This window comes from Streptomyces zhaozhouensis (assembly GCF_900230195.1).
Lineage (GTDB): Bacteria > Actinomycetota > Actinomycetes > Streptomycetales > Streptomycetaceae > Streptomyces > Streptomyces zhaozhouensis.
This window is the reverse complement of the sequence record NZ_OCNE01000017.1, coordinates 86,262-106,083: the sequence shown is the minus strand read 5'-3', so window position 1 is coordinate 106,083 and position 19,822 is coordinate 86,262. Positions and strand designations below refer to the sequence as shown.

The window sequence follows — 19,822 nt, the reverse complement described above, 5'->3', positions numbered from 1 at the left end:
CTGTCAGTGCGGCATGAGACCCTGGGGTTCCAGGGTCGGGTCGCGGGACTGCCGACGCCCGTGACAGCCGGAGCGCACCGACCTCTGATCACCGAGGAGACTGCCGCAGCTGTGACCGCCACGGACCGCGCCACCCAGCTGGTCAGGGCCGCCGCCCAGGCCGCCGCCGACAAGCTGGCGCACGACATCATCGCCTACGACGTCAGCGACGTGCTGGCCATCACCGACGCCTTCCTGCTGGCGTCCGCGCCCAACGACCGGCAGGTCAGGGCGATCGTGGACGGCATAGAGGAGGCGCTGCGCGAGCTGGACGCCAAGCCGGTGCGGCGCGAGGGCGAGCGGGACGGCCGCTGGGTGCTGCTGGACTACGTGGACATCGTGGTCCATGTGCAGCACTCGGAGGAGCGTGTCTTCTACGCCCTGGAGCGCCTGTGGAAGGACTGCCCGGAGATCGCGCTCCCCGAGGACGCCGTGGCGACCAGGGGCCGGGGCGCCGAGTCCGGCGCCGGGGCGGACGACACGGCGGGCGGTGAGTCCTCCTGAGCGCCCCGGGCGGCCGGCGGATCGTGCTGTGGCGGCACGGTCAGACGGCTTGGAATCTGGAGAGCCGCTTCCAGGGCACCACGGACATCGAGCTGACCGAGGTGGGCGTCGCGCAGGCCAGGCGGGCCGCCGGGCTGCTGGCGCGGCTGGGTCCGGACGCGGTGGTCTCCTCCGACCTGCGGCGCGCGGTGGCCACGGCCGCCGAGTTGGCCGCCGTCACCGGTCTTCCGGTGTCGTACGACGCGGCGCTGCGCGAGTCGTTCGCCGGGGACTGGCAGGGCCTGACGCACGCGGAGATCGAGGAGCGCTTCGGCGAGCAGTACGCGGCGTGGAAGCGCGGGGAGCCGGTGCGGCGCGGCGGCGGCGAGCTGGAGACGGAGGTCGCGGACCGGGCGGCGCCGGTGGTGGAGCGCGCGGTGGAGAAGCTCCCGCCGGGCGGGCTGCTGGTGGTGGCCAGCCACGGCGGGACCATCCGCACGACCATCGGGCGGCTGCTGGGTCTGGCGCCGGAGAGCTGGGAGGCGCTGGGCAGCGTCTCCAACTGCTGCTGGTCCGTCCTCGGCGAGGGCGTGCGCGGGTGGCGTCTGCTGGAGCACAACGCGGGGTCCCTCCCCGAGCCGGTCATCGGCGACGACGTCTAGCCCCCGGCGGGGCTAGCCCCCGGCGGGGCGCGTAGCCCCTTCGCCCCCTCGCGGTGGTCGCGCGACCCCGTTGCGGGCACCTGGGTGTCCGGCCGTCGCGTGTCCGTGTCAGGGTGGTGTCGGCTCGTCCGGCACGATTCGGGCGGGTGTGCGACCTGTTGCCGATCGAGGAGGGGTGGTCGGCCGTGGAGCCTGACCGGGCGACGACTGTGGTGGACGACCCGTTGGCGGGGGTCGTGCCCGTCACCTCGGAGGACGAGATCACCGAGCTGCTCGGCCCCCCGCACCCGATCGTGATCGCCAAGGTCCGGTCCGACCTGGGCGACTTCGAGCGTCAGTGGCTGGCGCTCTCGCCGTTCTGCCTGATCGCCACCTCGGCCGCGGACGGCAGCTGCGACGTGACGCCCAAGGGCGACCCGCCCGGCTTCGCCAAGGTGCTGGACTCGACCACCCTGGTCATCCCCGACCGCCCGGGGAACCGGCGGGCCGACGGCTGGCGGAACGTGCTGAGCAACGGGCAGGTGGGCACCGTCTTCTTCCTGCCGGGCCACGGCGAGACGTTGCGCATCAACGGCACCGCGCAACTGGTGCGCGACGCGCCGTTCTTCGACCAGCTCGCCCTCGACGGGGTGCCGCCCAGGATGGCGCTGGTCATCCGCACGCGCCAGGTCTACCGGCACTGCTCGCGCGCGCTGACCAAGAGCGGCCTGTGGAAGCCGGAGACCTGGCCGGCCACCGCTCCCAAGCCCCCTCCGATCGTCGTCGAAGCATAGGCTAGCCTTGCCTAAGTAGCGGCAAGGGCGAGCAGCGGGGAACGGCATGTCGGCAGGGAGCACAGCGGTCGTCATGCCCGCCACCGGGGCGCCGCCGTGGTGACCGCCCCGCCCCGGGAGGCCGGAGAGACCGGAGAGACCGGGCGCCGCCGCGTCACCGGGCGGCCGAGGCTGGTGGCCGGGCTGCTGGTCGGGCTGCTCTGTCTGCTGCTGGCCTGTGCGGCGAGCCTCGCGTTCGGCGCCGAGAGCGTGCCGCCGGGCAAGGTCGTGACCGCGCTCACCGACTACGACCCGACCGACCGCGACCAGTTGGTCGTTCGCCATCTGCGGCTGCCCCGCACCCTCTCCGGGCTGCTGGTCGGCGCCGCCCTCGGCCTGGCCGGCACCGTGATGCAGGGCGTGGCCCGCAACCCGCTGGCCGACCCCGGGATGCTGGGGATCAACGCGGGCGCCGCGCTGTTCGTGGTGATCGGCATCGGCTGGCTGGGGCTCTCCTCGTTCTCCGGCTACGTCTGGTGCGGCTTCGTCGGCGCGCTGCTGGCGGCGCTGCTGGTCTACGGGGTGAGCGCGGTGGGCCGCGAGGGAGCGACGCCCGTCAAGCTGGCGCTGGCGGGCGCCACCACCACGGCCGCGCTCGGCTCGATCACCGGGGCCCTGGTGCTCAGCGACACCGACACCTTCGACCAGTACCGGTTCTGGCAGGTCGGGACGCTCTCCAGGACCGCCGACATCGTGGGCCAGGCCGCGCCGTTCATCCTTGTGGGCGCCGTCGGCGCGCTGCTGAGCGGGCGGTTCCTCAACACGCTCGCGCTGGGCGAGGACATGGCCCGCACGCTGGGGCAGCGCGTCGGTCTCGTCCGGGCCATGGGCGCGCTGTCCGTGGTGCTGCTCTGCGGCTCGGCGACGGCGCTGTGCGGGCCGATCGTCTTCGTCGGGCTGGTGGTGCCGCACCTGGTGCGCACCCTGACCGGCTCCGACTACCGCTGGGTGCTGCCCTACGCGGCCGTCGTGGCCCCGGCGCTGCTGCTGACCGCGGACGTGATCGGGCGGCTGGTGGCCCGGCCCTCCGAGGTGCAGGTCGGGATCGTGACGGCGCTGCTGGGCTCCGTTCCGTTCATCCTGCTGGTGCGGCGCTGGAAGGCGGCCGAGCTGTGAGCGCGGTGGTCACCGAGCGGGTGGCGGCGGCCCGCGCCTCGGTGCGCGGCACGCGCCGGACGCGGCAGCGACGCGAGGTCCTGGTCTCCGCGGTGCTGGCGGTGCTGGTGGTCGCGGCGTTCGTCGGCAGCGTGCTCTACGGCACCCGGACCGTCTCGCTCGGCGAGGTGGTCGAGGCCGTCGGCGGGGGCGGGACGCGCGGCACGTACTACCTGGTCGTCGAGTTGCGGCTGCCGCGCGTGCTGACCGGACTGCTGGTCGGGCTCTGCTTCGGCCTGGCCGGCGCGCTCTTCCAGACGCTGCTGCGCAACCCGCTGGCCAGCCCCGACGTGATCGGCATCAGCGCCGGGGCCAGCGCGGCGGCCGTGGTCGCCAGCGTGGCCTTCGGACTGAGCGGCGCCGCGATGTCGCTCTCCGCGCTGGGCGGGGCGCTGCTGGCCGCCACGCTGATCTACCTGCTGGCCTGGCGGAACGGGGTGTCGGGGCAGCGCCTGGTGCTCGTCGGCATCGGCGTGGCCGCCGCGTTGACCAGCGTCGTCTCGCACATGATGACGCGCTCCTCGGCCGTGGTCGCGCAGGAGGCGCGGATCTGGCTGGCCGGCAGCCTCAACGGCAGGACCTGGGAGCACGTCGGCACGCTGCTGTTCGCCGCGGCGCTGCTCCTCCCGATGACGGTGGCGGCGGCGCGGTCGCTCGGCACGCTGCAACTCGGCGACGAGGCGGCGAGCGCGCTCGGCACCCGGGTGGAGCGCGCACGGCTTGCGCTTATCGGCTGCGCGGTCGCGCTGACCGGGGTGGCGACGGCGGCGGCCGGGCCCGTGGGCTTCGTCGCCTTCGTCTCGGGGCCGATCGCGCGGCGGCTGCTCGGGCGCGAGGCGCCGGCGCTGCTGCCCTCGGCGCTGATCGGCGCGCTGATCGTGCTGGTCTCCGACCAGGTCGCCCAACACGCCCTGGGCTCCAACCAGTTCCCGGTCGGCATGGTCACCAGCATCATCGGCGCGCCCTATCTGCTGTGGCTGCTCACCCGGGCCAACCGGAGGGGGCGCGGTGGATGAGCCGGCACCGGGGCAACGAGGCGGACGCAGGCGGCGGGAGGAGAGCGCGATGACGGACAGGCACACGCTGAGCACCGAACGGCTGGTGCTGGCCTACGACGGGCGCGAGGTCGTCCGGGAGCTGTCGTTCGAGGTGCCGCCCGGCCGGTTCACGGCCGTCGTCGGGCCCAACGCCTGCGGCAAGTCGACGCTGCTGCGCGGGATGGCGCGGCTGCTCGCCCCGGCCTCGGGCGCGGTGCTGCTGGACGGGCGCGCGATCCACGAGCTGTCCACCCGGGAGGTGGCCGCGCGGCTCGGGATGCTGCCGCAGAGCCCCCTGGCCCCGGAGGGCATCACGGTGACCGATCTGGTCAGCCGGGGGCGCTACCCGCACCAGGGCTGGTTCCGGCGGTGGACGGCCGAGGACGAGACGGCGGTGGCCGAGGCGCTGGTCGCCACGGACGTGGCGGAGCTGGCGGCCCGCCCGGTCGACGAGCTGTCCGGCGGGCAGCGCCAACGGGTGTGGATCGCGATGGCGTTGGCGCAGCACACGGATCTGCTGCTGCTGGACGAACCGACCACCTATCTCGACCTGCCGCACCAGGTGGAGGTCCTGGACCTGCTGACCGACCTCAACCGGGCCGAGGGCACCACGGTGGTGACCGTGCTCCACGACCTCAACCTGGCCTGCCGCTACGCCGACCATCTGGTGGCGATGCGCGACGGGCGGATCGTCGCCCAGGGCGCGCCGGCCGAGGTGCTGACCGAGGACGTGGTGGCCGAGGTCTTCGGGATGGGCTGCCTGCTGCTGACCGACCCGCTCTCCGGGACGCCGATGGTGGTGCCCGTGGGGCGGCATCACTGTGACGACCGGCACCTCCCGGCCGAAAGCAAGTGAGGTTAGGCTACCCTAACCGTCATGTACGCACGTGTCTCCCGCCACGGCCGGCGCTCCCGGCTCACCCGCACCGGAGTGGGCCTGTCGGCGTTGCTCCTGACCCTGTCCACCGCCTGCGCCTGGTCCGGAGAGGACGAGGAGGACGGGCAGTCGTCCCCGGAGTCCGGCGCGTCCGGCGAGCCAGGGGACGCGTTCCCCGTCGAGGTCCCGACCAAGTTCGGTGACGTCACCGTCCCCGAGGAGCCGCAGCGGGTCCTCGCCCTCGGCTGGGGCGACGCCGAGACGGCGCTGGCGCTGGGCGTCCAGCCGGTCGGCGCCAGCGACTGGCTCGCCTTCGGCGGCGACGGCGTCGGCCCCTGGGCGGAGGGCCTCTACGACGAGTCGCCGGAGATCATCGGCACGCTGGAGCCGGAGTACGACCGCATCAGCGAGCTGAACCCCGACCTCATCCTCGACACCAAGTCCAGCGGCGACGAGGAGCGTTACGAGCAGCTGTCGCGGATCGCGCCGACCGTCGGCGTGCCGGACGCGGACGCCGACGAGTACAAGATCTCCTGGCAGGAGCAGACGCGGATGGTCGCCACCGCGCTGGGCCGCGAGGAGCGTGGCGAGGAGCTGATCGCCGACCTGGAGGGGCAGTTCGCCGAGCAGGCCGAGGCGCACCCCGAGTTCGCCGGCAAGGAGATCACCGTCGGCAGCCTCTACAGCGGCGGTTGGGGCGCCTACGTGCGGGGCGGCGGGCGTGTGGAGTTCGTCGAGGCGCTGGGCTTCGAGAACAACCCGGCCGTCCAGGAGCAGGCCACCGACGCGTTCTCCGTCTCGGTCTCCCACGAACGGCTCGAACTCCTCGACGCCGACGTCATGCTGATGACCGTCATCGGCGTGGACGCCTCCATGATCGAGGACGACCCGCTGTACCGCACGCTGCCGGCCGTCCGGGACGGCCGCGCGACCGTCATGGACCCCGAGGTGGGTGAACCGTTCGCCGCCAACACCCCGCTGTCCATCCCCCACGCCCTCGAACAGCTGGTGCCGGTGCTGGAGGAACTGACCGCCGGGGGGTGATCCTCCCGGGCGCGCCGGGGCGATCCCGCGCCGCTCGCGCGGGCGGGAAGGGCCGGTGACATCCCGCCCAACGGCGGGCGACGCGGGGGGTTCGCTGGTCTCGATCCCGTCTCCTTGTCGGGGAGGCGGGATCAAGCGGCTTATCGGAAAGCCCGTGACATGGCAGAATCGTGGACACGCCGGGCAGCGGGCGCTCCGGCGAGTGACCCGGCGGCGACGGAGGGGTATGCCTCGTGTGCACGGCCCACAACCGAGGGTGGAGCTGACCGTATGGGTGCACACAGCAGGAAGTGCGACTGGTGCGGCGCTGGCACGCCCATCGTGCGCGACCTCCAGCCGGTGAACGTCGCCTACCAGTACTGGTGCGTGGAGTGCGCGCGCGCGTTGATCATCAAGGGCGACCCGATCGAGGTCTACCGCGAGCTGGAGGGCGAGCCGATCTACGGCCGTCTCCTGGACGAACACTGCGCTCTGAAGCGCTTCTACTCCTTCGCGAGCGTCTGACCCGCCCCCTGTCCCGCCCGTCCGGCGGCCGCCCTCAACGGATTTGGCAAAGGACCCGGGGGAGTGTGTAAAGTAGGCATCGCCGCCAGGGGGAACCCGGAAGGGAAACCTCGGGCGGACCAGGCAAGGGGCTATAGCTCAGTTGGTAGAGCGCTTGCATGGCATGCAAGAGGTCAGGAGTTCAATTCTCCTTAGCTCCACAGCTCAGAGGCCGTCTCCCGCGAGGGAGGCGGCCTCTTGGTGTCGCTGGGCACGGTTGCTGGACCGTCCCCGCGGTGTCTCAGAGCCTGAAGTGGTCGGACCCCTCACGGGGGTTCGTCCGTGGGCGCACCGGCGTCGCGCACCGTTCCGCGCGGGACGGGGCCGGGTGTGACGGGTCGGCGGCGGTGATCCTTCGCAGGTACGCGGCCACGGCGGCGGCATCCGGACCCTCCGCCGTCATCCCCACATGGCCGTCGGGACGAACCAGCACGAGGCCGCTGTCCGCGATGCCGTAGAGGTCGTGCGCCTCACCGGCGCTGTCGACGAGGGCCGGTTCCGAGGGGTCGGGCGAGGAGCCGGCGGCGAGGACGCGGTGGGCGCGCACGGCGCTTCGCGTCGCCGCCGGAAGGTGTGGGAAGGGGGCGCGGCCGAAGACGAGCAGCGTGACGTGCGTGCCGCGGAACAGGTCGAACAGCCTGACGCGTTCGCCGTTCGCCGGGCTGGTGCAGCGCGCGTCCGGAGCGCGGTCGCCCGCGCGGATCCCGATCTGGGAGGCCGAGTCGACGGCGAGGCTGCCACCCCGGTAGGTGAGGGCGAGCTGGCTGGTGTCGGCGAACGGGTCGCGGCCCCGGAAGGCGTCGACGATGCGCCCCGATACCCGCGCGGTGTCGGAGCCGGCCCAGGACTTCCCGCGTGCGGTCGTCGAGGCCAGCACGCGTTCGGCGACGGGCTTCCGCTCCTCCTCGTAGGTGTCGAGCAGCGAGGCCGGGGCGCCGCGGAGGGCTTCCGCGAGCTTCCAGCCGAGGTTGTAGGCGTCCTGGATGCCGGTGTTCATGCCCTGGCCGCCCGCGGGGGTGTGCACATGAGCGGCGTCGCCGGCCAGGAAGACGCGCCCCCGGCGGAACCGGTCGACCATGCGGATGTTGACCTGATACACGGAGAGGTAGACGGCGTCGCGGAAGCTCACCCCGGGCAGCCCGACGTGCCGGTCGAACGCCGCGGTGACGGTCTCCAGGGTGACGGGCGCGTCGTCCCGGCCGTCCTTCGGCGGCAGTGGCGCGGTGAAGAACCAGGTGCGGCTCCTCGGCATCGGGTACAGGGTCACCATGCCGCCGGTGCCGGTGGCCCACATGTGCGCCACCGCGGGGTCCAGCCCGTCGACGCCGAGATTGCCGAACAACATGCGCTGCCGGTCCCAGGTCTCCCCGAGAAAGCTGATCCCGGCCAGCTTGCGCACGGTGCTGCCGGCGCCGTCGCAGCCGACGAGATAGCGCGCCCGTACCGCCCGCGGCTCTCCGCCGGCACGGATCGACGCCGTGACCCCCTCGTGGTCCTGCGCGACATCGGTCAGTTCCGCGCCGAGTTCGACGTGCCGGCCGAGTGATGCCAGCCTCGCGCGCAGCGCGGCCTCGGTGAACTGCTGCCCCACGATGAGGCTGCCCGGGTACGGGGCGCCCGGAACAGGTGGTGCCTCGTAGAGCGTCGCCTCGCGCACCAGCCGCCCCTCGGTGTCGTAGAAGCGCGTCGGGAGCGGCGTCTCGGCGTGCCTGGTCACGTCGCCGAGCACGCCGAGATCCTCCAGCACCTCCTGGGTGCGGGCGCGCACCCCGCGAGCCCGCGTCCCGACCGGGTGGGCGTCGGCACGCTCGACGACGCGCGCATCGACGCCGCGGCGGGCGAGATCGCACGCCAGCGTGAGCCCCACTGGCCCGGCACCGACGATCAGGACGTCGGTGGGGGTTGAGTCCGTCATGGGAGAGCTCCCTGTCGTCCGATGGATGGAATGGGCGTGCGCCCATTATGAGTGGGCGCACGCCCACAAAGCCAGCGACGGGTCACGTTCCCGGTGACCGGCGGATGGTCCCCGACGTAGAGTGGCCGGGTGCCCACCAGGCGGCACACGCGCGTTCGCGCGAAGGAAGGAGAGCCGCGTGCCCACCGGAGTGCCGATACGGGACGCGGAGCAGCAGTTGTTCGCCGCCGCCGAACGCGTCCTGCTTCGCGACGGGCCGAGCGCGTTGACCAGTCGGGCGGTCGCCGCCGAAGCCGGCGTCGCGAAAGGGCTGGTGCACCGGCACTTCGCGGATTTCGACGCGTTCCTCGCCGGTCTCGTGCTCGACCGCACGGCCCGATGGGAGCGGCAGGCGAGCGCGTTGTCGGCATCCGCAGGACAGGACGATGTCGTCGAGCATCTCACCGAAGCGCTGGTGCGGTTGTTCTCACCGGTGACGGTCTCCATCGTCGGGCTGATCATCGCTCGCCCCGCCCTGCGGGACCGGCTGCGCGAGGCGGGAACGGCTCGCATCCCGCTTCTGGGGGAGGGTACGGAGACGATCCGCGCCTGTCTGGCCGCCGCGCGGCGACGAGGACGCCTGGCCGGCGAGGCGGACGTGGGCACCATCGCCCCGCTGCTCACCGGCGCGGTCCATCTGCTCTGCACGGAACGGGAGTGCGCCCCTCCGCCGCACGCGGAGGTGCGGAAGATCGTCCGGGCGGCCCTCGGCGGGTGAGAGGCGGCCGTCGCGCCGCTCAGTCCGTGTCGCGCCGAGCGTCCCGGCGGGCCCGGTTGCGTTCGCGTGCGGTCGCGCGGAGGTCGCCGACGGGCCCGAGATGCGCCAGCTTCTCCGGGTTCGTCACGGAGCGGAGCGTCTGGATCCGGTCGTCGAGGATCTCCAGCACCCACGCGGCGAGGACGTTTCCCCCACGGTCCAGAACGAGCGCGCCGGGCTGCCCGTTGAGCTCGCGCCGCCGGAGCGTCGCCCCGAGGGTGAGCAGCGGCGAGACGGCGTTCGCCAGCAACCGTGCGGTGCGCCGGGGACCGTAGGTCCCCCCGGTGCCGCCGACGATGCCGCCGCCGTCGTTGAGCGCGGCGACGTCGGCGGCCAGGAAGGTCTCCAACGCCTCGACGTCGCCGTCCCGGAGCGCGGAGAGGAAGCGGTCGGCGAGCTCGGACCGCTTGCGGCGGTCGGCCTCGAAGCGCGGGCGTCCGGCGTCGACATGGCGCCGCGCGCGTGACCTGAGCTGACGGCACGCGCCCTCGGTACGGCCCACGATCCCGGAGATCCGCGCGTAGTCGAAACCGAAGACGTCGTGCAGCACGAACACCGCACGCTCCAGCGGGGCTGAGCCGTTCGAGCAGCACCAGCACCGCCATCGACACCGAGTCGGCGAGCTCAGCGGCCGCCATGGGGTCAACGGCCCCGTGCGCGTGCCACGAGCCGCCGTCGCCGGTCTCGGTCGGGAGCGGCTCCGGGAACCACGGTCCCACATACGTCTCCCGGCGCACCCGCGCCGAGCGCAGCACGTCGATGGAGAGGCGCGTGACGATGGTGCACAGATAGGCCTGGAGCGAGTCCGGCTCGACCCTCGTCCTCGCGTAGCGCAGCCACGTCTCCTGAACCGCGTCCTCCGCCTCGGCGACACTGCCGAGGATCTGGTAGGCCACGGCGAAGAGGGTCGGACGCAACTCCTCGAACTCGGCCACCCGTTCGCCGGCGCGTGCGCTCTGTCGTCCCACTTCCGTCCCCTCCCTGCCGTGGACTTCCCGATACGAGACGACGCGGCGCCCCGGGCTGTGACACGGCGGGCCGGCCCCGAGGCGATGTCACACCGGCGGAGGCCGTCTCGTCTCGGTCTCGAAAGCGTCATCGCGAGCGGGAGCGGAACCATGGACATCGCACTCTGGGTGGTCGCCGGCCTCTTCGCCGCCGGCTTTGTCGTCGGCGGCGTCGTCAAGCTGACCTGGCCGTACGAGAAGTACGCCGCGAAGCTGCACTGGCCACGGGACTTCACGCCCGGCAACGTGAGGTTCATGGGGGCCGCCGAGCTCCTCGGCGGGCTCGGCCTGGTCCTTCCCGGGCTGTTCGACATCGCGCCCGTCCTCGTGCCGGTGGCCGCCTCGGGGATGGCCCTGTACATGGCCGGTGCCGTCACCGAGCGCATCCGGCGGGCCGAGTACCGGGAACTCCTCGGGGACCTGGTCTTTCTCGCCGCGATGATCTTCGTGGCCTGGGGGCGCTTCGGACCGTTCCCCCTCCACTGACCCGCGTGCCACTGCGCCGCGGGGCCGTCCGGCTCAGCCGCGGGGCCCCGGTGAGACGTGCAGGACCTCGTAGCCGGTGGCCCCGTGGTCCGTCGTCGGCTGGTCGGCGGTGAGTTCGGCCAGCAGCAGGGTCCAGGTCGTGACGTCGACCGCGGCCACCCTGCGTACGGTCCACGGGCCGCCCGAGGCGAGGAAGTCCCCGGTGAGATCCTCGATCACCTCGACGGGGGCGACGCCGGCGGGCAGTGGTCGGGTCGAGAGCGACATCGTGCGGGCCTGGTCAAGACCGCGAGGCCCTTCGGAGAGGCCGACGAGGGTCCAGTCCTGGATGGGGCGCCGGCCGAAGTCGCGGACGATCGCGGAGTAACCGGGCTCGCCCCAGCAGAACGCCCGCATCCCGTCGATGTCGTTCCAGACGTAGAACGGGGCGTACTCGTTGCCCGCGGCCCCGTTCGCCTTCTCGCGGATCAGATACGCCTTGAAGTTCAGGCCGCGGAATCCGTCCAGGAGATGGCCGGTGCGGGCGACGCGCTCGCGAATGATCCGCATGTCGTAGTCGGCGGGCAGCGGGACGGAGTACTGCATGGCGTACATCAGAGGGTCCCTTTCGAAGGCATGGGTCGTTCGTCGTGGTACGTGGTGTCCGAGAGGGGTTCACCCCAGGTCACGGTGCTGCCGTCGGCCGCGGCTTCCTGCACGGCGATGTGCGTCATCGGCCCGGCTGGCGCGGCTCCGTGCCAGTGCCGGGTGTCGGGCGGGACCCACCGGGAGTCTCCGGGACCGAGCTCCACGACGGGAGCTCCTTCGAGCTGGACGCGGGCGGTCCCGGAGGTCACGAGGAGGAGCTGCCCGTGCGGATGCGTGTGCCAGTGCGTACGTGCCTGCGCGGCGAACGTGACCTCGTAGGCCACCAGCCTCGAATCGTCGTCCGCGACACGCAGCGCCTTGGCGCTGACCCGGCCGGTGAACGTCGCATGTTCCGGGAGGGTCACGCCGCGGCTCGTTCCAACAGGCCGACGGCGCCGTCCACCGCGGCGTCGAAGGGCGAGGTGTCGCCATGAGCCCGCGCGAGGACGTAGCCGCCCTGCACGACCGCGGCGACGGTGCAGGCCAGTGCCTCCGGATCGACGTCGTCGCGCAGCTCACCGTTCTCGACACCTTGACGTACGACACCGGCGATCGTCTCCACCAGCCAGTCCATCGTTCTCGTCACGGGTGCCATCAACACCGGCGAAGCGAGCACGTCGGCGTCATAGGTCATCCGCCCCATCCGGCAGCCGCGAAGGCTGTCGCGCTGGCGACGCAGGTAACCCTCCAGTTTCTCCAGTGCGGTCCCCGGGCCGGAGAGCACCGCCTGCGCGTCGTGCCGCAGCGACCGTGCGCTCTCCTCAAGTGCCGCGATCGCCAGGTCCTCCTTGCTGTGGAAGTGGTGGTACATGCTGCCCTGCCCGGCTGAGGCCGCGGCCTGGATGACCTTGGGGCTGGTCGCCGCGTAGCCCCGCTCCCAGAGCAGCTCCTGGGCCGCGGTGAGCAGGCGCTTTCGAGTGTCCATGCCCCGACTGTACATACCAGTAGGTACAGTCGCCAGTCGCCAGTCGCCAGTCGCCAGTCGCCGGGACCCCGGGGTCGTTCCGCCACTCACCGCCGCGCGCGCCTTCCCGTTCTTCCCCTCTCCCCTCCCGGCAGGCCGCAACTTCGGGAAATGACCGTCCGTGGTCCGCAACCTTTTGTGGGGGGTCGGGCGTCTGGGAAGGTACGGGGCGTCCGGGGCGGGCGTTCCGGGTTTGCTCGGGTGGTGTCCTGGTGGCAGGGTCGGGCGGACGGTGCCGGTTGCTGACGAGGAGTTGCCCGACGCGATGACCCATACCGATACGCAGAGCAACGAAGGGGACCTCGCGGCCGCGCCCGGCGGGGTGGGGGCGGTCACCGAGCCCGTTCCCGTTCCGGTTCCGGTTCCGGTCGACGAGAAGCCGCTCGGTACGCGCGCGCCGTCGTTCGTGCGCGGTTCGCGCCCACTGCACATGTGTTGGCAGGTCGGCGTCTTCATCGTCGGTCTGGTGGTCGTGGTGGTCGGCATCATCATGCTGCCGCTGCCGGGCCCCGGCTGGCTGGTGATCTTCGCGGGGATGGCGATCTGGGCCACCGAGTTCGTCTGGGCGCAGCTGGTGCTGCGGTGGACCAAGCGGAAGGTCACCGAGTACGCGCAGCGGGCGCTCGATCCCCGGGTGCGGCGGCGGAACATCATCCTGACCACGGTCGGTCTGGTGATATGCGGGGCGCTGCTGGCGGTCTACGTGTGGAAGTACGGCATCGTCATGCCGTGGAGCATCAGCGAGTGACCCCGCCGGGGGCGTGACCGGGCCGGCCCCGGCGGCCGGGCGCCGGCTCAGCTCAGGACGAGCGGGAGCCTGGCCGCGAGGTCGCCGAGGGTCTCCCGTTCCGCCTCGGTCGGTGGGCGCCGGCCGGTGGCGACGGTGAGCGCGTCCGCGTCGGTGAGCGTGGCGGGGAACGCCGCGCCCGCGAGGCGTTCCAGGGCGGCGCGCGCGGCGGAGAGCGGTTCGGCGGCGGGTCCGGGGGCGGTCGGACGGTGGGCGACCAGGTCGAGGTGGTGGAGGGTCCACTCCAGCACGTAGGAGGAGAGGAAGTCCTCCACGGTCAGCACCATCTCCTGGGTGCCGACGCGGGCGGCCGGGTCCGCGAGCCGGGCGGCGCGGCCGGCGGCGGAGCCGACGTCGTCCAGGTGGGCCCTGAGCAGCGCCGGGTCGCCGTAGGCGGCGGCGAGGCGGGGGACCAGCGCGTCGAGCGGGGCGTCGCCGGTCGGGGCCTCGACGAGGAGGCGCCAGTAGCTGTCGGCGTCCGCCGTCGGTTCCGTCTCAGCCGGGGTGGCCAGGGTGATCAGCACGTCCTGGGCGTCGATCACCAGATGGCAGACCAGGTCGCGCACCAGCCAGCCGGCGCAGCCGGAGGGCAACGCGAAATCCTCGTCGGGGGTCTCGGCGACGGCGGTCAGCAGCGCCGACAGGGCGCGTGAGAAGAGCGGTGAGTGCGGAGCCTCCACGGAGTTCACACCGCCGGAGGCTAGGTCGCCTCGTTTGGATCTTCGCGGGGGCGCGACGCCAGCTACGGCACCTCGCTGCGTTACCGAATCGCGCGAATACGACCAAGTATGAGCTGCGATCCGGCGCCTTGCGATGCACCACATCTGACGCCGCGCCCTGATCCACGAAGATCCAAACGAGACAACCTAGGGGCGCGCGTGGGGGAGGGCAAGCGATTTCCGGCGCCCGCGCGCCCCGTCGCTGGTGCCCCGCTTACCGGCGCAGTCCGTCGAAGAGCAGGTCGAGCAGTCGGGCGACGCGCTCCGGCGCGTCGGGGGCGCACTGCTCGTGGGCCCAGGCGACGCCGGTGACCAGGACGAAGAAGTCGGCGGGGGAGACGTCGGCCCGGACGGTCCCCGACTCCTGGGCGCGGCGCAGGAGTTCGGCGCCGACCTCGCGCATCGCGGTGCAGGAGGCGTGGAGCCGGGTGGTCTCGTCGTCCAGCGGCCTGGCGACCTCGGCGGTCAGGCCGCGGAAGGTGGTCGTCGCGGTGACGAAGGCGTGGGTCCACTCGGTGAGGGCGGCTTCGGGCGGGCGCGTCGCCAGCAGCGTGCGGCCGGTGGCCGTCAGGGTGTCGAAGCGCGCGCCGAGCAGTGCCTCCAGCAGGTCCTGGCGGGTGGGGAAGTGGCGGTAGAGGGTGCCGATCCCCACGCCGGCGCGGGTGGCGATCTGCTCCAGTGAGGCGCGCGTCCCGTGCTCGGCGAAGGTCGTCTGCGCCTCGGCGAGCAACCGCTCGCGGTTCCTCCTGGCGTCGGCGCGGCGCGACGGGCCCTTGGCCTCGTGCACTGCTCCACCTCCCCGTTCGGTCTTCCCTCTGGGCAGCAGAGGGTCGCCTCCGTATGGTAGTTCCCCGGGAAACGGAGGTAGGCTCCGTTTTTGTCCTCGGTTGGCGGGCTTCCGGCGGCCGGCGGCTGGGAGGGCGAACGAGCATGGAGAGCGCGGGATTCGACGGGGCGGCCGACCGCTGGTGGACGGCGGAACGGGCCAGGGCGCGACTCGGTCCTTTCGGGGTGTGGATCGCGCCGGCCACGCTGCTCGCCACGCCGGTGGCCGTCATGCGCGCGCAGCTGCGCAGGCTGGAGGGGGTGGGTTACGGGTCGTTCTGGACGGGGGAGCCGCCGGCGGGGGCGCCGGTGGCGGGGCGCGAGGTGTTCAGCCAGCTCGCGGTGGCGCTGGCGGCCACCGACCGATTGGTGCTGGGGGCGGGGATCGCGAATGTGGCGGCGCGGGTGCCGTCGGCGACGCACACCGCGTCGGCCACGCTGGCCGAGGCGTACCCGGACCGGCTGGTGCTGGGGCTCGGCGGAGCGGGCGGGCCCCGGCCGTTGCGCGCGCTGCGGGAGTATCTCGACGCTCTGGACACCGTGGCGGCGCGCGCGTTGCCGGGCGCGCGGTATCCCCGGGTGCTGGCGGCGCTCGGGCCGAAGGCGCTGCGGTTGGCGCGTGAACGCGTCGACGGTGTGCACCCGTTCCTCCAGCCGGTGGCGCATACGGCGTTCGCCAGACGGGTGGTGGGAGAGGGGCCGCTGGTCGTGCCGCACTTGGCGGTGAGTCTGGAGCCGGAGCCCGCGCTGGCGCGGGAGGCCATTCGGGCCGTGCGCAGGGCCAGTGGCTCCGGGCGTGCGCTGAGGGAGGGTGGGGAGCACGAGAAGAGCGGGGGGAGCGAGGGGGGCGTGGAGAACGCGTATGACCGCAGCTATCGGCGTCTTGGCTTCGGGGACGCCGACCTGGCGGACGGTGGGAGCGACGCGCTGGTGGACGCGCTGCTGGCGCATGGTGAGCCGCCGGCGGTGGTGACACGCGCGCGGGAGCACCTGGAGGCGGGGGCCGACCACGTGCTGTTGCATCCGCTGACGGTTGACCTTCCGTCGGCGGTGGACGACCTGGAGCGGCTGGCTCCGTTCTTGCTGGAGTGAGGACCTGTCGGGTCGGTGTCCCGTGCTCCCGTTGCCTCTCTCGCGGTGGCGGGTGAGCCGCTCGCACGCCTGGGTGGCGTGAAATAAGCGCGAGTTCTGGGACGGGTCGGGCGCCGAATAGGTGAGGGCCTGTCATGCGCCGTGCGTGGTTCGGTGGTTGAGGGGGATGAGGTGGCCGCGAGGTGGCGGGCGATGGCGAAGCGGTGAAAGTTCGCTGATACGGGGGTGTGTCGGTGCAGTTGGGCGGGTTCTTCACTGGGCTAGACCGGTGGGGTGCGCCGAAGCCCCTTCCGAAGGGGCGGGTCTACGTGCGTAAACTGGCCCCAACGTGACGTGCTCTCGTCAAGTGCAGCTGATCCGTACCATCCCCCTCGATGACTCAGGAGTCAGTCATGCTCTTCTCCCGTTCCCTCACCCGTCGTGCGCGGTTGCGCATGGCCACCGTGGGTGGTGTCTTCACCGCCGTGTTCGGGCTGCTGCTCACCACCCCGTCGGCGGCCGCCGACGCCTCCGAGGCGGCGGCCGGGCCGAGCGAGGTGCCCGCCGCCGTCGGTACGCTCGCCGAGGGCGAGGCTTTCATGGGTGCGGGGACCGCCATCCACGAGGGCCGTGACCTGGACGCCCGGGGCGGCGGCACCAACGAGCCGATGGACACCTCCGGTGTTCAGGGAATCGACGTCTCGCACTGGCAGGGGGCCATCAACTGGACCTCCGTGCGCGGCTCGGGCATCCAGTTCGCCTGGATGAAGGCCACCGAGGGCACCAGCTTCCGGGACTCCAGCTTCAACACCAACTACCCGGCCGCGCACGGTGCCGGCGTGATCAGGGGCGCCTACCACTTCGCCCGCCCCGACGTGTCGAACGGCGCCACCCAGGCCAACTTCTTCGCCTCCAACGGCGGCGCCTGGTCGCGCGACAACCTTACGCTGCCCGGCGTGCTCGACATCGAGCACAACCCGTACGGCGCGCAGTGCTACGGCCTCTCGCAGACCCAGATGCGCACCTGGATCAACGACTTCTACAACACCTACAAGTCCAGGACCACCCGCGACATGGTGATCTACACGACCGCCAGCTGGTGGAACACCTGCACCGGCAACTGGTCGGGGATGTCCACCAAGGCCCCGCTGTGGGTGGCCCACTGGACGACCGGCAGCCCGACCATCCCGGCCGGCTTCCCGACCTGGACGGCCTGGCAGTACACCGACCGCGGCTCGGTGCCCGGCGTCTCCGGCGGCGTCGACCGCAACAAGTTCAACGGGTCCAGGGAGCGGCTGCTGGCGCTCGCCAACAACACCGCCTGACACGGTTGTTGGCTCGCTCCCCGCGGTGGGCCGGCGCCGGCGCCGGCCCACCGCTCGTTCGTTCCGCCCGCTCCGTTCCTTCGGGGTGTTCCGTCTCCCCCGCACGTCACCGCTTCTTCCGCACGGCCGCGCAGCCCCCCACACCCCGCCGGGCGCTCCCTGACGCCCGGCGACCCCGCAGAGCCCAAGGAGTCCCCCATGGCACGTGACCTCTCCCTCGGACGCCGGACCTTCTTCGCCGCCGCCGCCGGTGTCACCGCGGCGGCCGCCGTTCCCGGCGTCGCCCGCGCCGCCGGGCGTTCCTCCTCCCGGCCGCGGGTGGCCGAGCCGCCCATCGACGCCACGGACGCCTGGGCCGCGCGGCCGCCTTCCGGGGAGATATCCACGCTCAACTACACGCCCAGCATGATCATCGTGCACCACACGGTGAGCGAGAACTCCAACGACTTCTCCCGCGCCCAGGCCCACGCGCACAGCAAGTGGGTCCAGGACCTGCACATGGACGGCAACGGCTGGGTGGACACCGGCTACAACTTCCTGGTCAGCAGGGGCGGCTTCATCACCGAGGGCCGCCACCGCAGCCTCGCCACGCTGCGCGGAGGCAGCAGCTTCGTCTTCGGCGCCCACACGTCGGGACAGAACGACGTCGGCATCGGCATAGCCAACGAGGGCGCCTACCACGACGGCGCCACGCCGCCCGCCGCGCAGTGGGACGCCCTGGTGCAGTTGTGCGCGCACGCGGCCTGGCAGTACACGATCGACCCGCAGGAGATCTACGGGCACATGGACTTCGGCGACACGCTGTGCCCCGGCGTCTTCCACGAGATGCTGCCGCAACTGCGGGACGAGGTCGCCGCGTTGGTCGGCTGACGGCGGGGCCGGGCCCCGCCGGCGCCCGCGCGTGCTCCTCGCCACCCTCAGCTGCCGAGGGGCCCCAGGCCGGCGGCGAGGGCGCCGGCCTGGAAACGGGAGCGGGCGCCCAACCGGCCCATGATCTCCGCGACATGGCGCCGGTAGGTCCGCACCGACATCCCCAGCTCGCGCGCGGCCGTCTCGTCCGTCACGCCCTCGCTCAGCGCCCGGAGCACCGCGCGGGTCAGCCGGGCGTCGCCCCGGCCGTCCCATTCGGGGAGCACCAGCGGCGCGGAACGCCGCCAGAGCCCCTCGAAGAGGGACAGCAGCGTGCCCACCAGGGTGGCGTCGTTGACCTGCGCCGCGTTCCGGCCGAGCGGCGAGTCGACGCGGACCAGCGCCGTGGCGCGGTCGACCAGCAGCAGCCGCATCGGGGGCAGCGGCGCCGTGCGCCAGGTGCCCGGCGGGCGGGGCCCGCCCCGGTCGGCCGTCTCGGCGGTCTCCGCGGTCAACACCCGCACCAGCGCAGGCCCCTCGTACCGCGCGAGGGCGTCGTGCAGCGCGTCGGTTGACGGCTGGCCGGGCAGGCTCGCGGGCGCGAGGATCACCTCGACGTGGCGTCTCGCCGTCGCGCACAGCCGCGCGACCCGTTCGGCCAGCGCCTCGCCCTCGCAGCGGACCGGGGTGATCGAACCGCGGCTGGAACGCAGGTCGCGGTGGCGGCTGAGGATGGTGTCCAGCAGCCCCCGCACCTCGAGCAGCGCGGAGTCCAGCTCCTCGTTCTCGTCGTCAACGGATGGGTGGTTGGTGCGCATGGCCGAGTCCCCCTGTGTCATCGCATGTCCTCACCGGGTGCCGCCCGCTCGGGGCGTCGGCGGCCCCGCCACTCCTCCGGGGCCGACCGGCCGGTCGGCCGGCGGGTTCCGCCTCAGGAGTCGCCGGCGGGTAGCACGCCCAACTCGGCGGCGCGCAGGCCGGCCTGGAAACGCGAGGTGATGCCCAACTCCTCCATGATCTGGGCGACCTTCCGCCGGTAGGTGCGCAGCGAGACGGACATCCGGCGTGCCGCGGCCTCGTCGGTGAGGCCGTCGTGCAGGCAGCGCAGCACGTCCTGCGCCGGTTCGGCGCGCAGCCTGGCGACCGCGCCGTGGAAGTCGCGCAGCGGCCTGGCCGCGTTCCAGGTGCCCTTCAGCAGCTGGCAGGTGACGCCGACCATGGCCGGGTCGCGCACCAGGGCCGGGCGTTGACCGTCGGCGTCCCGCGCGGGCACGATCAGCGCCAGCACGCCGTCCACCAGCAGGATCTCCCGTGGCTCGCCCGCGTCCACCCGGATCTCGCAGCCGTCGGCAGCGAGGGCGAGCAGCCGTGCACGGGAGGCGCGCACCACGCGCGGCGCCAACAGCACGCGGGCCGGCACCCCGCGTGCCCGTGCCGCCTCCAGCGAGCGCAGTCCGCCGGCGAGCAGTGTGGTCAGGTCCGGTCGGCCACTGGTGGTGACCACCACGAAGTGGTCGGCTTCGTCGATCAACCGCCTCGCGGTGGCGCGGAGTTGCGACCCGTCGAGGTGGCGGACGGCGGAGCGGGCCGTCGGCCGGCGCCGGCAGGCTGTGACGGCGGTGTCGATCAGCGCCGTCGCCTCCAGCAGAGTGCGTTCCACACCGGGAGCGCCGGTGGGACGAGAGGCGAGTGGCGTGCTTTCCGCGTTGCTGTTGCCCAGGACAAACACGATTCCCCGTTCGTGTCAGGGCGTCGCCGGCCCGGGAGGGACGCGCCGCGGGCACGTCCGCAGGGGCACC

Annotated in this window: 22 protein-coding genes, 1 tRNA gene and 1 pseudogene; 15 read left to right on the top strand and 9 right to left on the bottom strand. The window is 72.8% G+C overall.

Translation table 11 applies throughout. The annotated features are described in order from the left end of the window. Positions 1-111 precede the first annotated feature (111 nt). The 9 genes from rsfS to CRP51_RS21565 all read left to right on the top strand — a co-directional run bounded on the left by rsfS (position 112) and on the right by CRP51_RS21565 (position 6,813). The gene (rsfS, locus tag CRP51_RS21605) at positions 112-543 is read left to right on the top strand and encodes a ribosome silencing factor (protein WP_097232949.1); all 432 of its coding nucleotides are present in this window, start codon (positions 112-114) and stop codon (positions 541-543) included. 20 nt (positions 544-563) lie between these two features. Beyond that, a complete protein-coding gene (locus CRP51_RS21600; protein WP_170970636.1) occupies positions 564-1,184 on the top strand; it encodes a histidine phosphatase family protein in 621 nt (206 codons plus the stop codon). A 146-nt stretch (positions 1,185-1,330) separates the two neighbouring features. Then, the gene (locus tag CRP51_RS21595) at positions 1,331-1,957 is read left to right on the top strand and encodes an MSMEG_1061 family FMN-dependent PPOX-type flavoprotein (protein ID WP_245880731.1); all 627 of its coding nucleotides are present in this window, start codon (positions 1,331-1,333) and stop codon (positions 1,955-1,957) included. 99 nt (positions 1,958-2,056) lie between these two features. Continuing rightward, positions 2,057-3,112, top strand: a complete 1,056-nt coding sequence (locus CRP51_RS21590; protein WP_212615965.1) for a FecCD family ABC transporter permease — start codon at positions 2,057-2,059, stop codon at positions 3,110-3,112. Then, positions 3,109-4,167, top strand: coding sequence for a FecCD family ABC transporter permease (locus tag CRP51_RS21585; protein ID WP_439333201.1), 1,059 nt, complete (start codon positions 3,109-3,111; stop codon positions 4,165-4,167). Before CRP51_RS21590 ends, CRP51_RS21585 begins: the two co-directional genes overlap by 4 nt. A 49-nt stretch (positions 4,168-4,216) precedes the next feature. Further along, the gene (locus CRP51_RS21580; RefSeq protein ID WP_097232946.1) at positions 4,217-5,044 is read left to right on the top strand and encodes an ABC transporter ATP-binding protein; all 828 of its coding nucleotides are present in this window, start codon (positions 4,217-4,219) and stop codon (positions 5,042-5,044) included. Between the two features lie 21 nt (positions 5,045-5,065). After that, positions 5,066-6,109: an iron-siderophore ABC transporter substrate-binding protein gene (locus tag CRP51_RS21575; RefSeq protein WP_097232945.1), complete on the top strand. Its 1,044-nt coding sequence runs from the start codon at positions 5,066-5,068 to the stop codon at positions 6,107-6,109. Positions 6,110-6,379: 270 nt separating this feature from the next. Beyond that, on the top strand, positions 6,380-6,613 hold the full coding sequence (locus CRP51_RS21570; protein WP_049575784.1) for a hypothetical protein: 234 nt from the start codon (positions 6,380-6,382) through the stop codon (positions 6,611-6,613). 127 nt (positions 6,614-6,740) lie between these two features. After that, positions 6,741-6,813: transfer RNA gene (locus CRP51_RS21565), tRNA-Ala, on the top strand. 80 nt (positions 6,814-6,893) lie between these two features. Here the strand turns inward: CRP51_RS21565 and CRP51_RS21560 are convergent. Continuing rightward, the gene (locus CRP51_RS21560; protein WP_097232944.1) at positions 6,894-8,567 is read right to left on the bottom strand and encodes an FAD-dependent monooxygenase; all 1,674 of its coding nucleotides are present in this window, start codon (positions 8,565-8,567) and stop codon (positions 6,894-6,896) included. Between the two features lie 178 nt (positions 8,568-8,745). Here CRP51_RS21560 and CRP51_RS21555 point away from each other — a divergent pair, with 178 nt between their 5' ends. After that, entirely contained in the window at positions 8,746-9,324 is a 579-nt protein-coding gene (locus tag CRP51_RS21555) for a TetR/AcrR family transcriptional regulator (RefSeq protein WP_097232943.1), read from the top strand. 19 nt (positions 9,325-9,343) lie between these two features. Here the strand turns inward: CRP51_RS21555 and sigJ are convergent. Beyond that, positions 9,344-10,331 (bottom strand): annotated as a pseudogene (sigJ, locus tag CRP51_RS21550) (RNA polymerase sigma factor SigJ). Positions 10,332-10,481: 150 nt separating this feature from the next. On the opposite strand from sigJ, the gene CRP51_RS21545 reads away from it, so the two are divergent. Further along, positions 10,482-10,856: a DoxX family protein gene (locus CRP51_RS21545; RefSeq protein WP_097232942.1), complete on the top strand. Its 375-nt coding sequence runs from the start codon at positions 10,482-10,484 to the stop codon at positions 10,854-10,856. Between the two features lie 33 nt (positions 10,857-10,889). On the opposite strand, the gene CRP51_RS21540 is transcribed toward CRP51_RS21545, so the two are convergent. Genes CRP51_RS21540 through CRP51_RS21530 form a run of 3 tightly spaced genes read right to left on the bottom strand, consistent with a single transcriptional unit; the run spans position 10,890 to position 12,408 of the window. Then, positions 10,890-11,450, bottom strand: a complete 561-nt coding sequence (locus CRP51_RS21540; RefSeq protein ID WP_097232941.1) for a DUF4865 family protein — start codon at positions 11,448-11,450, stop codon at positions 10,890-10,892. Next, on the bottom strand, positions 11,450-11,848 hold the full coding sequence (locus CRP51_RS21535; RefSeq protein WP_097232940.1) for a cupin domain-containing protein: 399 nt from the start codon (positions 11,846-11,848) through the stop codon (positions 11,450-11,452). The genes CRP51_RS21540 and CRP51_RS21535 overlap by 1 nt, the downstream gene beginning before the upstream one ends. After that, positions 11,845-12,408 carry a TetR/AcrR family transcriptional regulator gene (locus CRP51_RS21530; protein WP_245880730.1) on the bottom strand — a complete coding sequence of 188 codons (564 nt, stop codon included), beginning with the start codon at positions 12,406-12,408 and terminating at the stop codon, positions 11,845-11,847. Before CRP51_RS21530 ends, CRP51_RS21535 begins: the two co-directional genes overlap by 4 nt. A 304-nt stretch (positions 12,409-12,712) precedes the next feature. Here CRP51_RS21530 and CRP51_RS21525 point away from each other — a divergent pair, with 304 nt between their 5' ends. Beyond that, the gene (locus CRP51_RS21525; protein ID WP_097232938.1) at positions 12,713-13,195 is read left to right on the top strand and encodes a TIGR02611 family protein; all 483 of its coding nucleotides are present in this window, start codon (positions 12,713-12,715) and stop codon (positions 13,193-13,195) included. 47 nt (positions 13,196-13,242) lie between these two features. Here the strand turns inward: CRP51_RS21525 and CRP51_RS21520 are convergent, their stop codons facing one another. Beyond that, positions 13,243-13,923, bottom strand: a complete 681-nt coding sequence (locus tag CRP51_RS21520) for a maleylpyruvate isomerase N-terminal domain-containing protein (protein ID WP_245880729.1) — start codon at positions 13,921-13,923, stop codon at positions 13,243-13,245. A 244-nt stretch (positions 13,924-14,167) separates the two neighbouring features. Then, entirely contained in the window at positions 14,168-14,740 is a 573-nt protein-coding gene (locus tag CRP51_RS21515) for a TetR/AcrR family transcriptional regulator (RefSeq protein WP_097232937.1), read from the bottom strand. A 143-nt stretch (positions 14,741-14,883) separates the two neighbouring features. On the opposite strand from CRP51_RS21515, the gene CRP51_RS21510 reads away from it, so the two are divergent. From CRP51_RS21510 to CRP51_RS21500, 3 genes are all read left to right on the top strand, one after another. Further along, entirely contained in the window at positions 14,884-15,870 is a 987-nt protein-coding gene (locus tag CRP51_RS21510; protein WP_097232936.1) for an LLM class flavin-dependent oxidoreductase, read from the top strand. A 392-nt stretch (positions 15,871-16,262) separates the two neighbouring features. Beyond that, on the top strand, positions 16,263-17,174 hold the full coding sequence (locus CRP51_RS21505) for a lysozyme (protein WP_439333205.1): 912 nt from the start codon (positions 16,263-16,265) through the stop codon (positions 17,172-17,174). Between the two features lie 198 nt (positions 17,175-17,372). Continuing rightward, positions 17,373-18,044, top strand: coding sequence for a peptidoglycan recognition protein family protein (locus tag CRP51_RS21500; protein ID WP_097232935.1), 672 nt, complete (start codon positions 17,373-17,375; stop codon positions 18,042-18,044). A gap of 47 nt (positions 18,045-18,091) precedes the next feature. Here the strand turns inward: CRP51_RS21500 and CRP51_RS21495 are convergent, their stop codons facing one another. Both CRP51_RS21495 and CRP51_RS21490 read right to left on the bottom strand, forming a co-directional pair. Further along, a complete protein-coding gene (locus CRP51_RS21495) occupies positions 18,092-18,862 on the bottom strand; it encodes a helix-turn-helix transcriptional regulator (protein WP_097232934.1) in 771 nt (256 codons plus the stop codon). A 92-nt stretch (positions 18,863-18,954) separates the two neighbouring features. Beyond that, complete coding sequence (locus tag CRP51_RS21490) at positions 18,955-19,683, bottom strand: LuxR family transcriptional regulator (protein ID WP_097232933.1); 729 nt, start codon at positions 19,681-19,683, stop codon at positions 18,955-18,957. Positions 19,684-19,822 lie beyond the last annotated feature (139 nt).

Coding starts and splice junctions, on each gene's coding strand:
- CRP51_RS21545 (WP_097232942.1), top strand. CDS start 10,482: ATGGACATCGCACTCTGGGTGGTCGCCGGCCTCTTCGCCGCCGGCTTT.
- CRP51_RS21540 (WP_097232941.1), bottom strand. CDS start 11,450: ATGTACGCCATGCAGTACTCCGTCCCGCTGCCCGCCGACTACGACATG.
- CRP51_RS21510 (WP_097232936.1), top strand. CDS start 14,884: ATGGAGAGCGCGGGATTCGACGGGGCGGCCGACCGCTGGTGGACGGCG.
- CRP51_RS21570 (WP_049575784.1), top strand. CDS start 6,380: ATGGGTGCACACAGCAGGAAGTGCGACTGGTGCGGCGCTGGCACGCCC.
- CRP51_RS21495 (WP_097232934.1), bottom strand. CDS start 18,862: ATGACACAGGGGGACTCGGCCATGCGCACCAACCACCCATCCGTTGAC.
- CRP51_RS21525 (WP_097232938.1), top strand. CDS start 12,713: ATGACCCATACCGATACGCAGAGCAACGAAGGGGACCTCGCGGCCGCG.
- CRP51_RS21580 (WP_097232946.1), top strand. CDS start 4,217: ATGACGGACAGGCACACGCTGAGCACCGAACGGCTGGTGCTGGCCTAC.
- CRP51_RS21500 (WP_097232935.1), top strand. CDS start 17,373: ATGGCACGTGACCTCTCCCTCGGACGCCGGACCTTCTTCGCCGCCGCC.
- CRP51_RS21575 (WP_097232945.1), top strand. CDS start 5,066: ATGTACGCACGTGTCTCCCGCCACGGCCGGCGCTCCCGGCTCACCCGC.
- CRP51_RS21560 (WP_097232944.1), bottom strand. CDS start 8,567: ATGACGGACTCAACCCCCACCGACGTCCTGATCGTCGGTGCCGGGCCA.
- CRP51_RS21505 (WP_439333205.1), top strand. CDS start 16,263: ATGCTCTTCTCCCGTTCCCTCACCCGTCGTGCGCGGTTGCGCATGGCC.
- CRP51_RS21530 (WP_245880730.1), bottom strand. CDS start 12,408: ATGGACACTCGAAAGCGCCTGCTCACCGCGGCCCAGGAGCTGCTCTGG.